Source organism: Hymenobacter sp. CRA2 (assembly GCF_002007105.1).
In the GTDB taxonomy this organism is placed as follows: domain Bacteria; phylum Bacteroidota; class Bacteroidia; order Cytophagales; family Hymenobacteraceae; genus Solirubrum.
Map to the genome: position 1 here is coordinate 16,932 of NZ_MVBC01000001.1, position 15,824 is coordinate 32,755.

The window sequence follows — 15,824 nt, forward strand, 5'->3', positions numbered from 1 at the left end:
ACGATGCGCTGTGCCGCCCGCTCATCACATGATCAAGTGATTGTCTAGCTGAAGTTACCGCCGGTCCTTTGTGCCCGTGTCAGCCGCCCCACCCGCCGCTGATCCGCCAGTTCCCCTACTGCGCCTCCGCGCTTTCCACCCTTTACTTACAGCCAACGGCGCTGCCTCGCCGGACCTCCGCCCGGGCCATCTGCTGATTGCCCCGCTGCCTGTTGCCCATTTCAGGCTCACCCATCGTTCCGACCATGAAAAACAAGTTACTCCTGCTGCTGGCCTCCTCCGGGCTGCTGGCTACCAATGCGTTTGCACAAGCGCCGGCTACGGGCCGGCCGGCCGTACCCGGCAGCGGCGCCCCCACGGGTGCCCCGGGTGGCGCCAGCCCCCGCGCCGCGGTGCTGCCCGCCGCCCCGCAGGGCAGCGGCCGCATCACCGGCACCGTTATCGACGCGGGCACCAAGCAGCCGGTAGAGTACGCCACCGTAGCGCTGCTGCCCGCCACCGGCGAGCAGCCCATCGACGGGGCCGTGGCCGACGACAAGGGCCGCTTCACCATCAAGGGCCTCGCGCCGGGCTCGTACCGCCTCTCCATCAGCTTTATCGGCTACGGCACCTCCCTCCAGCCCATCACGCTGGAAGAAGGCAAGATGAGCGTGGACCTGAACACGGTGGCGCTGACCTCGCAGGCCAAGCAACTGGGCGAGGTGAAAATCACCGGCGAGCGGCCCGTGGTGGAAAGCAAGCCCGACCGCCTCGTGTACAACGCCGCCCAGGACGCCACCAACTCCGGCGGCTCGGCGGCCGACGTGCTGCGCAAGGCCCCGATGGTGAGCGTGGACCCCGACGGCAACCTGCAGCTGCGCGGCTCCGGCAACGTGCGCGTGCTCATCAACGGCAAGCCCTCGGCCGTGGTAGCCGGCGACGTGGCCCAGGCCCTGAAGCAGCTGCCCGCCGACCAGATCAAGAACGTGGAGGTCATTACCTCGCCCTCGGCTAAGTACGACGCGGAAGGTTCGGCTGGTATCATCAACATTGTCCTGAAGGAGAATAACCTGCAGGGCGTCAACGGCAACGTGGGCCTGGCCGTGGGCACGCGCAACTCCAACGCCAACTTCGCCCTGAACGCCCGCAAAGGCAAGTTCGGCCTCTCGTCGGCGCTCAATAGCTGGTTGTTTTACTCGCCGGCCTTGCAGGAGCTGGACCGCACCAACTACGACCGCAGCGGCAACGTGCTTAGCAAGCTGGAGCAGCGCAACGAGGGCAACGGCCTCGGCGGCGGCGGCAACCTGCGCCTGGGCCTCGACTACGAGCCGGCTCCTAACCACGCGCTGAACCTGTCGGTCAACGGCAACCTGTTTGCGCGCGGCCAGGAGGCTACCGTGCGGCAAAAGCTGTTTCAGGGCCCGGGCCTGGCGCTGCAGACCAATCCCTTCAGCACCTACTTCCGCGACCTTGACCAGGATTTCGGCAACAAGAACGTGGACCTGACGGGCTCGTATACCCGCAGCTTCGGGCAGCAAAGCCGCCGCGAATGGGTGGTGCTGGCCCAACACTCGCGCAACAACAACCGCAATACCTACGCCATCGACCAGTTCAACCTGAACTCGGCCTCGGATGAAAAGGTACCGCTGGACATCCCCTTCTACCAGGAAGACAGCCGCAACAAGGCCCGCAACCTCGAAACCACGCTGCAAACCGACTACGTACACCCGCTGTCGGACAAGCAGACGGTGGAAGTAGGCGCCAAGATGATCCTGCGCAACGTGCGCAGCCAGTACTTCGTGGACACGGCCTACGCCTCGAACAGCTTCGGCCGCAACGCGCAGCTGACGAACGTATTCAACTACGACCAGAACGTAACGGCCGGCTACCTCACTTACGCCACGCCGCTGAGCAAGAAGTTCAGCACCCGCATCGGGGGCCGCGTGGAGCGCACTGACCTGGGTGGCAACTTCCAGCAGGGCGAGGCCTCGCGCTTCACCACCGACTACACCAACCTGTTGCCCAACGTCTCGCTGACCTACAGCCTGAAGCAGCCCGGCTCCACGGTGCGCGCCAGCTATTCGCGCCGCATCCAGCGCCCGAGCATCTTCTACCTGAACCCCTACCAGAACCGCATCGACCCCTACAACATTCAGCAGGGTAACCCGCGCCTGGACGCCGAGTTTTCGGACAACTACGAGCTGAACATGAACACCTTCGTGAAGGGCTCGGTCATCAACCTCACGGCCTACGCCCGCATCACCAACAACGCCATCGAGGGCATCCGCTCGACGCGCGACACTCTGGTGGAAAACCAGACGCGGCAGATTACCTTCACCAGCTACGGCAACGTGGCCCGCAACCAGAGCTTCGGCCTGAACCTGTTCGGCTCGGTGAAGCCGCTGCCGAAATGGGACATCAGCGGCAACGTAAACGCCTACTACGTGTACCTGAAGAGCGCCGCGCTTCAGACCAGCAACAGCGGCGTGGTGGTATCGGCCAACCTAAACTCCAGCTACAAGTTCGACAAGGGCTGGAGCGCGCAGTTCTTCGGCATGATCAACACGCCGCGCGTGCAGCTGCAAGGCAAGTCCTCGGCCTGGCAGATGTACTCCGTGGGGGTGCGCAAGAGCTTCCTCAAGGACAAGGCTGACCTGACGCTGAACGCCGACAACATCTTCAGCCCCTACCGCCGCCTCGATAATGACTTCACCACCCGCTTCCTGGATGGTGCGGAAGTTGGCCGGAAGCAGTCGGAACAGACGAACACCACCCGCATTTACAACCGCGGCGTGCGTCTGGCCTTCAACTACCGCTTCGGCAAGCTGGAAAACAAGCCCAAGCGCCCGGCCCGCTCCATCCGCAACGACGACCAGAAAGCCGGCGACGGTGGTGGTCAGGGCGGCAACTAACCGACTGACTTACGGCAACGAGAACGGGCGCCTCCCAGCTGGGAGGCGCCCGTTCTCGTTGCTGGCGGCTTCATTACTGGATGTAGTGATGGTAGCGCAGCAGCGCCAGAAACGCCTCGCGGTAGGTGTCGCCGATGGGCAGCAGCGTGCCTGCAATCTGCACCTTGTTGCGCTCCACAAAGTCGAGGTAGCGCAGGCTCACGAGGTACGATTTGTGGATGCGGGCAAAGCGGCCGGCGGGCAGCAACTCCTCCATGCGCCGGAAGGACTGCAGCGTGAGAATCTTGCCGGCGGCGGTGTAGAGCATCAGGTACTCCTTCATGCCCTCGATGTAAAAGATGTCGTCGAACACGACGCGGCGCAGGCGGCTATCCTGACGCACCAGCATGGCCTCGGCGGGCTGCTGGCTTTCGATGGCAGTGGCAGAGCCGCCGTCGAGAGCCACGCGGGCCTTGCCCACGGCCTGCACAAACCGCTCGAACGCCACGGGTTTGAGCAGATAATCCAGAGCATTAAGCTCGTAGCTCTGCACGGCGTACTCGGCATACGCGGTGGTGAAGATGATGCGCGGGGCCGGCGCGGGCAGCAGCTGCACCAGCTGCAGGCCGGTGAGGCGCGGCATGTGAATATCGAGGAATACCACGTCGACGGGATGCTCCTGCAGGAAGGCCACGGCCGCTACGGCGTCGGTGAACTGCCCGCGCAGCTCCAGAAAGGGCAGCTGCGCGCAGTACTCGGCTAGCACGCCCAGGGCCAGGTGTTCATCGTCGATGATGATGCAGGTAAGCGGCCGGCGGCCGGGCAGGGTTTCCATACTGAATGGGCTAATACGGCCGCGGGGCGGGCTCCAGGATAAGCGAAACGAGGTACTCCTCGGCGCCGGCCTGCACCGTCAGCTGGTGGCGGCCGGGGTAAAGCAGCTCCAGGCGCCGCTGCAGATTGACCATTCCCAGGCCGCCGGGCTGCGCGAGAGCCGCGCCGTTGAGGCTCACAAAGTTGCGCACCGAGAACTGTAGGCGGCCGTCGGCATCGAGCTGCAGGGTAAGCCAGGCCACGTGCGGGCGAGCGGCCAGGTCGCCGTGCTTGAAGGCGTTTTCCACCAGCGGCAGCAGCAGCATGGGCGGAATGTGGTACACGTACTCCGCGCCCGGCGGCAGCATCAGGGTAACGGGAATGGCTTCGTCGGCTACCTCGGGCGGCAGACGCAGTGCCTGCAGGGCCACGAAGCTGCGCAGCTGCCGCAGCTCTTGCACCAGCGGCACGGCGTCGTCGCTGCTTTCGTAGAGCTGGTAGCGCATCAACTCCGAGAGGCGCAGCACGGCTTCGGAGGCCAGGGCCGAGCGTTGCAGCGTGAGCGAATAAATGTTGTTCAGGGTGTTGAAGAGAAAATGCGGGTTGAGCTGGGCCTTGAGCAAGCTTAGCTCGGTGGCCAATTGGCGCTGTTCCAGCTCCTGCCGGCTGCGTCGCTCGCGCAGGTAGTCGCCGCTCAAGCGCAGTCCGAAGCTGAGGCCAAGAATCAGCATACCCAGCAGCAAGTGCGTTGTGCCCAGCACTTTCAGGCGCACGGCCAGCGGCACCGGCGAGGCCCCGAGTTGGGCGGCTTCGTCCAGAAAAACCCCGACGCCGCTGCGCAAGGCCACGAAGAGCAGCAGCCCGCCCAGGGCCCCGAGGCTGTACCACGCCAGGCCGCGCCGCGTGAGCAGGTAGGGCATCAGCCAAAACCAGTTCAGGTAGAATAGCCCGGAGTCAACGGCGTCGGTGACAAGTGCTTTCAGCCACACGTCGGTGGTGGACGAGGCGTAGAAAAGGCCGCCGGTCAGCCACAGCTGCAGGTCGGCAAAGACCAGTAGGCTAAGCCAGATCAGGTGCGGCCAGGGCCACCGCGCCACCCCGGCGGGCAACCAGGGCCGCGGCGCACGGGCGCGAACGAAACGGGAAGCAGTGAGCATGCAGCGGTGGCCCAGGGCCCTCAGTGGCTACGAATGTACATAAGCATCAGACGTCAGCCGGCGGCTTTTCAACCAGCGTGTGCCTGCGCCCTACCAACAAAAGCCGCCACTTCGCCAACTCCCGCCCGGCGGCAGTGGCAGTAGTTGAACCGGGCCGGGCGTTCGTTGAAAGCGGGCATTGGGTTGGTAGAATATTCCGCCCTGCGGCTCCCGGGGCGCCTACGTTTGCCCTGCCTGCCAGCTCTGCTGTAGCGCAGGCAAACGTAGGTTTTCGCCCACCCCTTTGCGGGTCTTTCCCAGCTTATTGATGCTGCCCTTATCCCTTTTTCTGCGCAGTACGGCGCTTGTGAGTCTGGCATGCGCGCCGCTGTGGGCCCAGGCCCAATCTACCGCTCGGCGTGGCACCGCCCACCTCAGCGGCACCGTGGTAGACGCTACCACCCAAAAGCCCGTCGAGTACGCCACCGTGGCCCTGCTACCGGCTGCGGGCGAGCAGCCGCTTGCCGGCACCGCGGCCGACGCCCAGGGCCAGTTTGTGTTTAAGGACCTCGCGCCGGGCTCGTACCGCCTGGCGCTGAGCTTCGTGGGCTACGCGGGCCGCACCGTACCCATCACCCTGGCGGAGCAGGGTACCGACCTCGGCCCTCTGCCGCTAACGGCCGCCGCCGAGCAGTTGGGCGAGGTGAACATCACCGGTGAGCGGGAAGTAGTGGAAACCCGGCCCGACCGCCTCGTGTACAACGCCGACCGCGACGTAACCAACACCGGCGGCACGGCTGCCGACGTGCTGCGCAAAACCCCGCTGCTGAGCGTGGACGCCGACGGCAACGTGCAGCTGCGCGGCTCCTCCAACCTGCGCATCCTGCTCAACAACAAACCCTCGGCCCTGCTGGCCGGCAATCTGGCCGAAGCCCTGAAGCAGATTCCGGCCGACCAGATCAAAGCCGTGGAGGTGCTGACGGCTCCCTCGGCCAAGTACGACGGCGAAGGTTCGGCGGGCGTGGTCAACATCGTGCTGAAGAAAAGCAGCCTGCAGGGCGTCAACGGGAACGTGGGTGCGGGTGTCGGCAACCGCAACCAGAACCTCAACGGCTCCATCAGCGCGCGCCGGGGCCAGGTGGGTGGCAATGCCAGCGCCAGCCTGTTTGCCAACCAATACCCCGCCAGGAGCAACTCCACCCGCCTGGACTATCTGCCAGACGGAGAAATCGGGCGGCTCGATCAGCAGACGACTTCCCGCACCAACGGCGCCGGCGGCTTTGCCGAAGCCGGCCTGAGCTACGACCCTTCGGAGCAGCACGGCTTCACACTCACCTTCGATGGCAGTTCCTTCCTTACCCGGCAGCCGCAGCAGTTCACCAACCAGTACAGCGGCGGCGGACCGCTGCTCGACACGCTCTACGCCCGCTCGACGCGCCAGCGCTGGCAGCGGCGGAGCTTCGACCTCAGCAGCGGCTATACCCGCACCTTCGCCGGCAAGCCGGGCCGCGAGTGGGCGGTGCTGGCGCGGCACTCGCGCAACCGCAACACCCAAGGCTACCAGCTGGAGCAGTACCCCGGCGGCGCCCTGTCTCTGGAGTCCATCGAATACCAAGAACAGAGCCGCAACCTCTCTCAAAACCTGGAAACGACGCTGCAAACGGACTATACCCGTCCCGTGAAAGAAAACGTGTCGTGGGAAGCGGGCGGCAAGGTTATCTGGCGCCGCGTCAGCAGCGACTACACCATCGATACCCTGTTGAAAAGCCGTCAGACTGCCTTTGCCCGCAGCGTACTGCGCTCCAACGGCTTCCATTACCAGCAGAACGTAGGAGCGGCTTACGGCACCTACAACTTCGCCGTGGGCAAGCAGTACCGCTTCAGCCTGGGCACGCGCTTGGAGTACACCGACATCACGGGGGAATTTCGGGGCGAAAACGGCCGCTTCGCCAACTACTATACCAACCTGCTGCCCAGCCTCAGCACCACGCGCAACCTGAAGAAGCCGGGCGAAACGTTGCGTCTAAGCTATTCGCGCCGCATTCAGCGCCCGGATATCTACTACCTGAACCCGTTTATCCGGCAGCTCGACCCGCGCAACATCACCTACGGCAACCCGCAGCTCTCACCTGAAGTCACCGACAACTACGAGCTAACCTACAGCACCTTCGGCAAAAGCAGCACGCTGAACGCCACGGCGTATACCCGGCGCACCAACACGGCCATTGAGCAGGTCAGCTTCTACAACGGAGCGCTGGCGCGCACGGAAAGCACCTACCGCAACATTGCCCGAAACCAAAGCTACGGCCTGAGCCTGTACGGCTCGCTGAAACCCACGCCGAAGTGGCAAATCGGCCTCAGCACCGACGGCTCGTACACGCAGCTGCGCAGCCCGACCCTGAACCGCACGGCCACTCGGCTGCAGATCAGCGGCAATCTGAACACCTCCCTGCGCTTCGGTAAGGGCTACACCGCGCAGGCGTACGCGGGCTACGCCTCGGGCGGGGTGCTGCTGCAGGCGCGCTACTCGGGCGGGGGCTACTACACCCTGGGCCTGAAGCGCACCCTGCTGAAGGACAAGCTCGACCTGACGCTGAACGTGTCCAACTTCGCCCAGCGGTACCGCGTGTTTCGCTTCCGCACCCGCACGCCGCAGTTTGAAACCGCTGCCACCAACTACTACCCGCAGCGCTCCGTGCGGCTTTCGCTGAGCTACCGCTTCGGCAAAACGGACCCGAACGCCCCGCAGCGGCAGCGGCGCTCAATCCGCAACGACGACCAGAAAGCCGCCGGCAACGGTGGTCAGGGCGGCTGATCTGCTGGGCGTGGTCCTGTTCGCCGAGCAAAAGCTGTTGTTTGCACAGTGGCGCCCAGGGCTGGGCCAAATCGGCCAATAGCGGCGACTTAGGCGGTATTCCTTTGTGGTGTTCGACGGGCCCAACGCCCCGCTCTACTCTTCCGACACCGCCTTTTGCCGCCTCATATGAAAGCTTCTCTCCTCGCCCGCCTCGCTTCGTTTTTCCTCGTAGTGGCCCTGCTGCTGCCCACGCTCAACGCCGTAGCGGCTGATGCGCCGAAGCGGGCGCGCTATAACAAGGCCGGTGTACACCGCCCGGTGTACAAGAAGTATAAACCCGGCCACCGCTGGATTTTCCAGAAGCGCTAGGCATCTCCTACCCGGCTCATTCTATCGACGCCCGCTGCACCACACCGCAGCGGGCGTTGTGTTTGGCGCCCTAGCGGTTCCAGATGGCCCAGGCGGCCTCGGCCTGCAGGCACAGCATCTCGAAGCCGTTCTGCGTTTGGGTACCCTGCTCGCGGCCCCGGCGCAAAAACTCGGTTTCCTGCGGGTTATATACCAGATCGAAGAGGTAGTGCCGGGGCGTAAGCAGCTCGTAGGGAATGGCCGGATAGGTATCGACCTGCGGGTAGGTGCCCAGCGGCGTGGTGTTGATGATGAGCGTGTGCTCGGCCATCAGGGCGGGGCTCAGTTCGCCGTAGGTGAGGCCGCGGCTCATCGGGTCGCGCGAAACGAGCCAGTAGCGGATGTCCAGCTCGCGCAGGGCCACCTCCACGGCCTTGGCGGCGCCGCCCGTGCCCAGCACCAGCGCGGCGGCCTGCGCCCCCCGCGGCGGGTAGAAGCGGCGCAGCGACTCGCGGAAGCCGACGTAGTCGGTGTTGTGTCCGATCAGCCCGCGCTCGGCGTCGAACTGCACCGTATTGACGGCCCCCACGCGCGCGGCCGAAGCGTCGAGCCCGTCGAGGTAGGGCATGATCTGCTCCTTGTAGGGAATGGTCACGTTCAGGCCCTGCAGGTCGGGGTGGCGGGCCAGCAGGGCGGGCAGCTCGCCGATGTCGGCCAGCTCAAAGGCTTCGTAGGAGCAGTTGTCCAGGCCCAGGTGGTCAAATTTGCGCTGGAAATACGTCGGCGAAAACGAGTGCGTCAACGTCCGCCCAATTAGTCCAAACTCCCGGCTCATGCGTGCTCCTGATTGATTTCAGTCCTCAACAAACAAAAAAAACCGCCCCGGCCAAAGCGGCTCGGGACGGTTTCCAACTTTCTATTGTACAAGTGCAGTTAGCGAGCGGCCGGGGTGCGGCGCTGCTTGATAAATTCGAATATTACTGGCAGCACCGACACAACGATGATGCCGATGGTGAGCAGGCCGAAATTTTGCTGAATCCACGGGATGCTGCCCAGAAAGTATCCGGCCCCGGTCAGCAACGTCACCCAGAGCACCGCCCCCACCAGGTTATAGGACAGGAAGCGCACGTAGCTCATGGTGCCCACCCCGGCAATGAAGGGCGCAAACGTGCGAATGATGGGAATGAAGCGGGCGATAATAATGGTTTTGGCGCCGTGCTTTTCGTAGAACTCCTGGGTGCGCAGCAGGTGCTCCCGTTTCAGAAAGCGGTAATCCCGGGCAAACACCCGTGGCCCGATCCAGTCGCCGATGTGGTAATTGAGCGCGTCGCCGAGCACGGCCGCCACGATGAGCAGCAGGATGAGCAGCACCACGTTGAGCGGGCTGCCATTCAGGGCGGCCAGCGAGCCGGCCGCGAACAGCAGCGAGTCGCCGGGCAGGAAGGGCAGCACTACCACCCCGGTTTCCACGAAGATGATCAGGAACAAGATGGCGTACGTCCAGGTGTCGTACTGATTGACCAGATCCAGCAGGTGCTTATCGAGGTGTAGAACGAAGTCGATGAAGTGCTTGATGATTTCCATGCGGGCGAGAAGTTAGCCCGCAAAGCTACGCCCTCGGTCGCAAAGACCACGCGCCGCCGGGCCATTGCTTATTGCGCCGGCCCCGGCCGCAGCAGCTGCCCGACGACCAGCCGGTTAAGCTGCTCCACCCGGTGCTCGGCAGCTTCCAGGCCTAGCTGCGCCAGCACATCGAGCAGGGGCTGTTCGTCCACGGTCAGCTCGCCCTCGGCAATGGCGTTGAAGATGACGTAGCCGCCGGGCCGCAAGCCCCGCCGCACCTGCTGCCAGAAGGCACGGCTCAGCACCTGCGGCGGCATGGCCAGGTCGATGAACAGATCGATGATGATGAGCCCGAACTGCTCGGTGAGCTGTGACAGGTAGGCAAAAGCATCGGCCTCGATGATGCGCAACTGCGCGTCGGGCCGAATGCCGAATTCCTCGGCAGCCAGCTGTACGACTACGGGGTCCAGCTCCACGGCGGTGATGCGCCCCTGGTAGCCCAGCTCCCCGCGTAGCGTGCCAATGACCGAGCCGCCGCCCAGACCCAGCAGCAGCGCCTGTTGCACCGGCTGCAGCCGAATTTGGCGCAGGCCGTAGCGCAGCACGCGCTGCAAGGAGCCGTAGGAGTAATTGGCGCTGCGGCTGTCCAGCACCTTGCGGCCGTTGCTCAGGGTAATTTCCAGCGGGCCATTGATGGCTGAAGCTACCCGCCGCGTGAGCGGAAACAGGTAGCTCAGGAGGCATTGCCAGCGGGAAGGCTCGTTCATGCCGCCAAAGTACTCCGGGATTAGAGCACCGATACCGGCACTTTGTGCTCGTCGATGGCCACGAAGGTGAACGTGCCCGACACGGCGTGCTGGCGCACGTCGGAGTACATTTCCTCGATGTGGATGTCCACCGTTACGTCCACGCTCTTGGTGCCGAGGCGCGACACACGCCCGATCAGTTCCACGATGGTGCCGGCCGGAATGGGTATGCGGAAGTTGATGCGGTCGGAGGACACGGTGACCATGCGCTTGCGGCTGAAGCGCGTGGCGGCAATAAAGGCCACTTCGTCCATGAGCTGCATGGCCGTGCCGCCAAAGAGCGTGTCGTAGTGGTTGGTGGTGTTGGGGAATACGGCCTTAAACAGGCGCGTTTCGGCTTGGGCAATGCGTACGTCGAGGTCCGTCATCAGGAGAAAAGAAGAAAAGTCGCGCCTGCGGAGCGGTCTTTCGTTTTCCGGAGGGGCAGTCGGGGGCACGGCAATACGCTGCCCGGGCCCCGGCGGGGCCGGCACTGGCGGCAAGTATTCCCAATTGATCCGACGGCTGCTTCAAGTCGCGAAAGCACATGTCACGTCGTAGCACGGCAAGTCTCCTGGCTTGTAACGAGACTACCCGCCTTCTCACGGCCGCGAGGGCCGTAATGGCGTGGTGTGGGTAGCCCAGCGGCAGTTACTTACAGTTGCGCGTCAGCCCGTGAGTTGCACACGGTTCCTTTTTCATCCGGACACTTTTGCGTGCCCGAAACCCTGCTACGGCAATTGCGGATGGCAAAGAACTGCGCGCAAGGTAGCACCCCGAGCCATAATGGAACGTCATTCCGAGCGCAGCCGAGGAATCTCGCGTGTTTAGTCAGGCAGTAAAATCTTCGTTGAACGAGAAGAATACTACCGGACGTCACCACGCGAGATTCCTCGGCTGCGCTCGGAATGACGTGCTGTTTTGCTTCTTACCTGCTGCCCGCAGCCGTACCGCTACCTGCTCCAACGGCTGCCACGCGCCAGATGGTGTTGGCCGCGTCGTCGGTCACGAGCAAGGCACCGTCCGGGGCTACGAAGGTGCCTACGGGACGACCGTAGGCTTTTTCGCCGCCGGCCAGAAAGCCCGTCAGGAAATCCTCGGGCGGGCCGCTGGGCTTGCCGCTCTTAAAGGGCACAAACACGACTTTGTAGCCCGAGTAGGCCGAGCGGTTCCAGGAGCCGTGCTGCCCGATGAAGGCCCCGTTCTGGTACTTGGCGGGAAAGGCTTTGGCATCGTAAAAAGCCAGGCCGAGCGAAGCCGTGTGGGGCCCGAGCGGCACTTCCGGCACCAGGGTTTTCTGCACCAGGTCGGGCCGTTCGCCCTTGCGGCGCGGGTCTTCGTGCTGGCCGAAGTAAGCGTAGGGCCAGCCGTAAAAACCGCCTTCCTGCACACTGGTCAGGTAATCGGGCACGAGGTCGTCACCCAGCTCGTCGCGCTCGTTCACGGCCGTCCACAGGGCTTTGGTTTCGGGGTTCCAGCCCATGCCGACGGGGTTGCGCAGGCCGGCAGCGTATACTCTTTCGCCCGAACCGTCGGGGTTAATTTGCAGGATGTTGGCCCGGCGCAGCTCGTTGGCGGGGCCGTGCTCCTGCACATTGGAGCCGGAGCCCACCGACACGTAAATCTTCTTGCCGTCGGGCGCGGCCAGCAGGTTGCGCGTCCAGTGGTTGTTGTAGCCGCCTTTGGGCAAGGCCATGATTTTCTGCCCCGTACCGCTGATTTTGGTTTGCCCGGTTTGGTACGGGAAGCGCAGCACGCCGTCGGTATTGGCCACATAGAAGTACCCGTCGAGCACCAGCATGCCGAAGGGCTGGCTTAGGCCGTTGGCAGCGGTCAGGAACGTTTCGCGCACTTCGGGCCGGCCATCCTTGTCGGCGTCGCGCAGCAGAGTAATGCGGTTGGCACTATGCTCGCGCAGGGCCCGCGACTTGTCGAGGTTCAGCTCGGCGGCCACCTTCTTTTTGGTGGTCGTGGGCACGGTGCTGGCCTCAGCTACCAGCACGTCGCCGTTGGGCAGCACGTAGAGCCAGCGCGGCCCGTCGAAGCCGTCGGCGTACTTGGTCACGGTGAAGCCGGCCGGCGCCACCGGCGTTTTGCCGGACGGCCAATCAATGATGTCGACCCGCTTGGTGACAGATTTGGTAGCGTTGGGCGGAGGCAGCTCCAGTTGCTGGGCCGTAGCGGCCGCGGTGTCGGCGGTGACGGGCGTTTCGGGCGGCGCGGCCGCGGTATCGGTGGATTTGGTGTTTTGGTTACAGGCAGCCAGCAGCAACAGGGCAGCAGGCAGGTACAGCGGCAACTTTTTCATGGTCTGGGCAATAGATACATCCGTCTATTACTGCCCAGATGCGTCAGGGTTGCCCTCGCGGCAGGCGTCAGCCGGTCAGTGCCTGGCCGGGGCAGTACCTAGCAGGAAGCGCGCCGGCACGTCGAACCGCTTTTTCCACGAGGCTTCATTGTGCGCCGCGCCTTCGTACCTGCGCGTCTGCCACTGCTGCGCGGAGTAGCCCTTGGCCCGCAGCAGGCTGTCGATGCGCAATTGATGCACTTCGTAGCGGACATCGAGCGTAGCGGTGCCGTAGTCGAAGTAGAGCCTGGGGCCACGGCTGGGGCGGGACAGCTGCGCGTCGAGGTAACGCAGGCAGGCATTGGTGAAGTCGGCCGTATTGTCCTGCAGGCTCAGCGGCCAGTGCGTCGAAAGGCAGGCCGCCCCGCCGAACACGCGCGGATATTCCAAGGCTGCATAGAGCGCAATCAGCCCGCCCATGCTGCTGCCGCCGATGAACGTGCTGGCCCGCCGTGGGTCGGTGCGGTAGTGCTGGTCTACGTACGGCTTGAGCTCCTGCACGATAAAGCGCAGGTAGGCATCGGATAGCGGCGCGCCGATGTGCTGCTGAGCTAGCTGCGTCCGCCGCGCCGGGCTCAGCAGCTGGTAAGGCTTGGCGGGCGCGTATTCGGCGAAGCGCTGGTCGGTGTTCCAGATGCCCACCACGATAACGTCGCGCACCTGCTGGCGCTGCCCCAGCGCGGCCAGGGTGCTATCCACCTCCCAGGCGGTGCCGCCGTAGGAGGTGGCTGGATGATAGAGGTTTTGCCCGTCGTGCAGGTAGAGCACGGCGTACTTGCGCCCGGGCTGCGGGTACCCGGCGGGCAGCCACACATCCACGTGCCGGGCCTTCACGAACTTCGACGCAAAGTCGGCCAGGTGCTCTACCCGGCCGGGGTCCCGCGGGTCGTCGGCCCGGAAAGCGGCCAGTAGCAGCGCCAGGGACAGCAGGCGGATAGGCAGGAAACGGCGGCGGATGGTCATGGGCGTGGAAGATGATCGGCTGAAGTTACACGGCTGCCTACCGCGACCTTAGCGCGGCGCCAGCAGCGAGTAAATGGCCGAGTCCAGAAACTGCCCGCGGAAGTGGTAATTCTCGCGGAAGTAGGCCTCGCGCACGAAGCCTTGGCGCTCCAGCAGCTTGATAGAAGCGGCGTTGGCCGGGTTCACATTGCCCTCGATGCTGTGCAGGTGCAAGGTTTCGAAACCGTAACGGCACACGGCGGCCAGCGCTTCGCTCATCAGCCCCTGCCCCCACGCGGCGGGGTGCAGAGCGTAGCCGATTTCGCCGCGGTGGTTTTCGGCATCCATGCGCCACAGGCCGCAGGTGCCGAGCAGCTGGTCCTCCTCCCCTACGCGCGCCAGCCCCCAGGTAATGCCGCGGTTTTCGACCAACGAAGAATCTATCATCCGCACAAAGTCTTCCGCCTCGGCCAGCGTGGCGGTGGGCTCCCGGTCGAGGTAGCGCATTACCTGCTCGTCGGAGCGCAGAAAGAAAATGGTGGGCGCATCGGCCAGCACAATGCGGCGCAGCAGCAGGCGCTCGGTGCGCAGTTCGGTAAACGGGGTCAGTTGCAGGTGCAGCATAGCAGCGTCTTCGCGGGCGTCGGTCGCGCGCCGGGCTTGTACCGGGCAGCGCTCTTAGCGGTGATAGTATAGGGTTTTCTTTTTCGTCACGCCCCAGTGCAGAAGCAGTTTGGCGTTGGTTTCCGAGTCCTGGGGCGAAGCAAACTTGGTCCAGGCCATAACCGGGCAGTCATTATCGAGCACCACTACGTCTTGCGGAGCGGCGGCCAAGGTGGCCATAGCTTCCCGCTCGCAGGTGTTGCTGTCGTGCCGCACGGGCGTATCGGTGAGCAGAAACAGCAGCGAAAACGCGCCGAGCACGGGCAGGTACCAGCGCCGCGGGGCCCAGTTGGGGAGGCGCAGCAGGTAGTAGCTGCTGGCGCCGTACCAGTACACCACTCCGATGATGACGGGCAGCAGCGTGTCGCGCCGCAGGATGTAGGGGCGGTATTCGCGGTAGCCGCCCAGGGGCAGCAGCACGATGTAAATGGCAGCAAACACGCCCAGCCATCGCAGCGTCAGCAGCAGGCGGCGGCGCGTGGGCGTGTCGGCTTCGCGGCCCAGCAGCCAGCGGTTCACGCCCAGCAAAAGCAGCATCAGGGGCCAGCCCAGCTTTTGCTTGAACTGATAATAGATGCCCAGCGGCAGGCGCGCGTACCGCTCAGCCAGCGGCAGCGTGTGCGTGAAATTTTCCGCGTTGAAGCGCCCCAGGTAAAGTGAGTACAGGCTCAGCAGCAAGAACAAGCCGAATGGCACGAGCAGCGCAACGGGCATTGTGCGCAGGGCTACCCAAGCGCGCCCTAGCCCCGCCGGCGCGGTGCTGGTCCGCCAGCGCTGCCACCAGCTGTATGCCAGCACGCCGGGCCCGAGCAAGGCAATGACGCCGGTGATGATGGGGCTGTTCAGCGACAAAAACACCACCAGCCCCAGTACGCCCACCCAACCCAGCACCGACAGGCGCACGGGCTGCCCCGCCGCGGCGGCCCGGAAATATGGCAGCAGGAAAAGCAGCAGCAGGGCTACCGGCAGCGCGTAGCAAAACGTGTACACCACCGATTTATCAATGATGCCGATTTGCCCGTTCCAGCCGTTGGTTTGAAACAGCGGCGTGACCAGGGCCGCCGCCAGCACCCAGCCCCGATTCAGCACCGCGCGCCGCCCGCTGATGTACACGCCCAGCAGATATATCAGCAAGGCCTGAATGGCCGTTTTGGCTACGGCACACGCCAGGTACACGCTATCGATGGGTGCTGCCCAGGCCTGCAGCCACAGCGGCACGGCCCGGAAGTACTGCGCAATGGTCTGGTGCTGAAAAAAGCGGTTCGGCGCCGCGTATACCTCGCCGCGCAAGGCCCGCAGCCCCAGCGGATCGATGAGCACCTGCTCGTACCACGGGTCGGGCACCACGATGCCGGACAGGTCGCCGCCCAGGGCTACGTGAAAGTGCTGCCAGAAGGAATAGGCGAGGTCGAGCACCAGCAGCAGAAGCAGCAGCGCGGGCCAGCGTCGTTTGATCATGCGGAGCGGCCCGGCGGCCTGTTCAAAGGAAATCAGCGCAGCGGCAAAGCCGTGTGGAACAAGGCGACTTACAGGCGCCGACTTCCCTGCCGCCACGAAGAT

Annotated in this window: 13 protein-coding genes and 1 riboswitch; of the genes, 3 read left to right on the forward strand and 10 right to left on the reverse strand. The window is 64.3% G+C overall.

Features of this window, described 5'->3' with window-relative positions:
• Positions 1 to 245 precede the first annotated feature (245 nt).
• On the forward strand, positions 246 to 2,891 hold the full coding sequence (locus B0919_RS00080) for an outer membrane beta-barrel family protein (protein WP_078010156.1): 2,646 nt from the start codon (positions 246 to 248) through the stop codon (positions 2,889 to 2,891).
• Between the two features lie 73 nt (positions 2,892 to 2,964).
• Here the strand turns inward: B0919_RS00080 and B0919_RS00085 are convergent, their stop codons facing one another.
• A complete protein-coding gene (locus B0919_RS00085) occupies positions 2,965 to 3,705 on the reverse strand; it encodes a LytR/AlgR family response regulator transcription factor (protein WP_078010157.1) in 741 nt (246 codons plus the stop codon).
• Positions 3,706 to 3,715: 10 nt separating this feature from the next.
• A complete protein-coding gene (locus B0919_RS00090; RefSeq protein ID WP_078010158.1) occupies positions 3,716 to 4,840 on the reverse strand; it encodes a sensor histidine kinase in 1,125 nt (374 codons plus the stop codon).
• A gap of 346 nt (positions 4,841 to 5,186) precedes the next feature.
• On the opposite strand from B0919_RS00090, the gene B0919_RS00095 reads away from it, so the two are divergent.
• Positions 5,187 to 7,634, forward strand: a complete 2,448-nt coding sequence (locus B0919_RS00095) for an outer membrane beta-barrel family protein (protein ID WP_176132781.1) — start codon at positions 5,187 to 5,189, stop codon at positions 7,632 to 7,634.
• Between the two features lie 168 nt (positions 7,635 to 7,802).
• Positions 7,803 to 7,985 (forward strand): hypothetical protein, encoded by a 183-nt coding sequence (locus B0919_RS00100; RefSeq protein WP_078010160.1) that lies wholly within the window; start codon positions 7,803 to 7,805, stop codon positions 7,983 to 7,985.
• 70 nt (positions 7,986 to 8,055) lie between these two features.
• Here B0919_RS00100 and B0919_RS00105 read toward each other — a convergent pair whose 3' ends face one another.
• The 8 genes from B0919_RS00105 to B0919_RS00140 form a co-directional block, all read right to left on the reverse strand.
• Entirely contained in the window at positions 8,056 to 8,799 is a 744-nt protein-coding gene (locus tag B0919_RS00105) for a shikimate dehydrogenase family protein (RefSeq protein ID WP_078010161.1), read from the reverse strand.
• 98 nt (positions 8,800 to 8,897) lie between these two features.
• Entirely contained in the window at positions 8,898 to 9,548 is a 651-nt protein-coding gene (locus B0919_RS00110; RefSeq protein WP_078010162.1) for a DedA family protein, read from the reverse strand.
• A gap of 68 nt (positions 9,549 to 9,616) precedes the next feature.
• Positions 9,617 to 10,294 carry a spermidine synthase gene (locus tag B0919_RS00115; protein ID WP_078010163.1) on the reverse strand — a complete coding sequence of 226 codons (678 nt, stop codon included), beginning with the start codon at positions 10,292 to 10,294 and terminating at the stop codon, positions 9,617 to 9,619.
• A gap of 20 nt (positions 10,295 to 10,314) precedes the next feature.
• On the reverse strand, positions 10,315 to 10,701 hold the full coding sequence (locus B0919_RS00120; RefSeq protein ID WP_078010164.1) for an acyl-CoA thioesterase: 387 nt from the start codon (positions 10,699 to 10,701) through the stop codon (positions 10,315 to 10,317).
• Positions 10,702 to 10,858: 157 nt separating this feature from the next.
• Positions 10,859 to 11,058, reverse strand: a riboswitch (cobalamin riboswitch).
• Positions 11,059 to 11,240: 182 nt separating this feature from the next.
• Positions 11,241 to 12,620: a PQQ-dependent sugar dehydrogenase gene (locus tag B0919_RS00125; protein ID WP_078010165.1), complete on the reverse strand. Its 1,380-nt coding sequence runs from the start codon at positions 12,618 to 12,620 to the stop codon at positions 11,241 to 11,243.
• A gap of 75 nt (positions 12,621 to 12,695) precedes the next feature.
• Positions 12,696 to 13,622 carry an alpha/beta hydrolase gene (locus tag B0919_RS00130; RefSeq protein ID WP_078010166.1) on the reverse strand — a complete coding sequence of 309 codons (927 nt, stop codon included), beginning with the start codon at positions 13,620 to 13,622 and terminating at the stop codon, positions 12,696 to 12,698.
• 48 nt (positions 13,623 to 13,670) lie between these two features.
• Entirely contained in the window at positions 13,671 to 14,225 is a 555-nt protein-coding gene (locus tag B0919_RS00135; protein ID WP_078010167.1) for a GNAT family N-acetyltransferase, read from the reverse strand.
• 54 nt (positions 14,226 to 14,279) lie between these two features.
• On the reverse strand, positions 14,280 to 15,722 hold the full coding sequence (locus B0919_RS00140; RefSeq protein WP_078010168.1) for a hypothetical protein: 1,443 nt from the start codon (positions 15,720 to 15,722) through the stop codon (positions 14,280 to 14,282).
• Positions 15,723 to 15,824 lie beyond the last annotated feature (102 nt).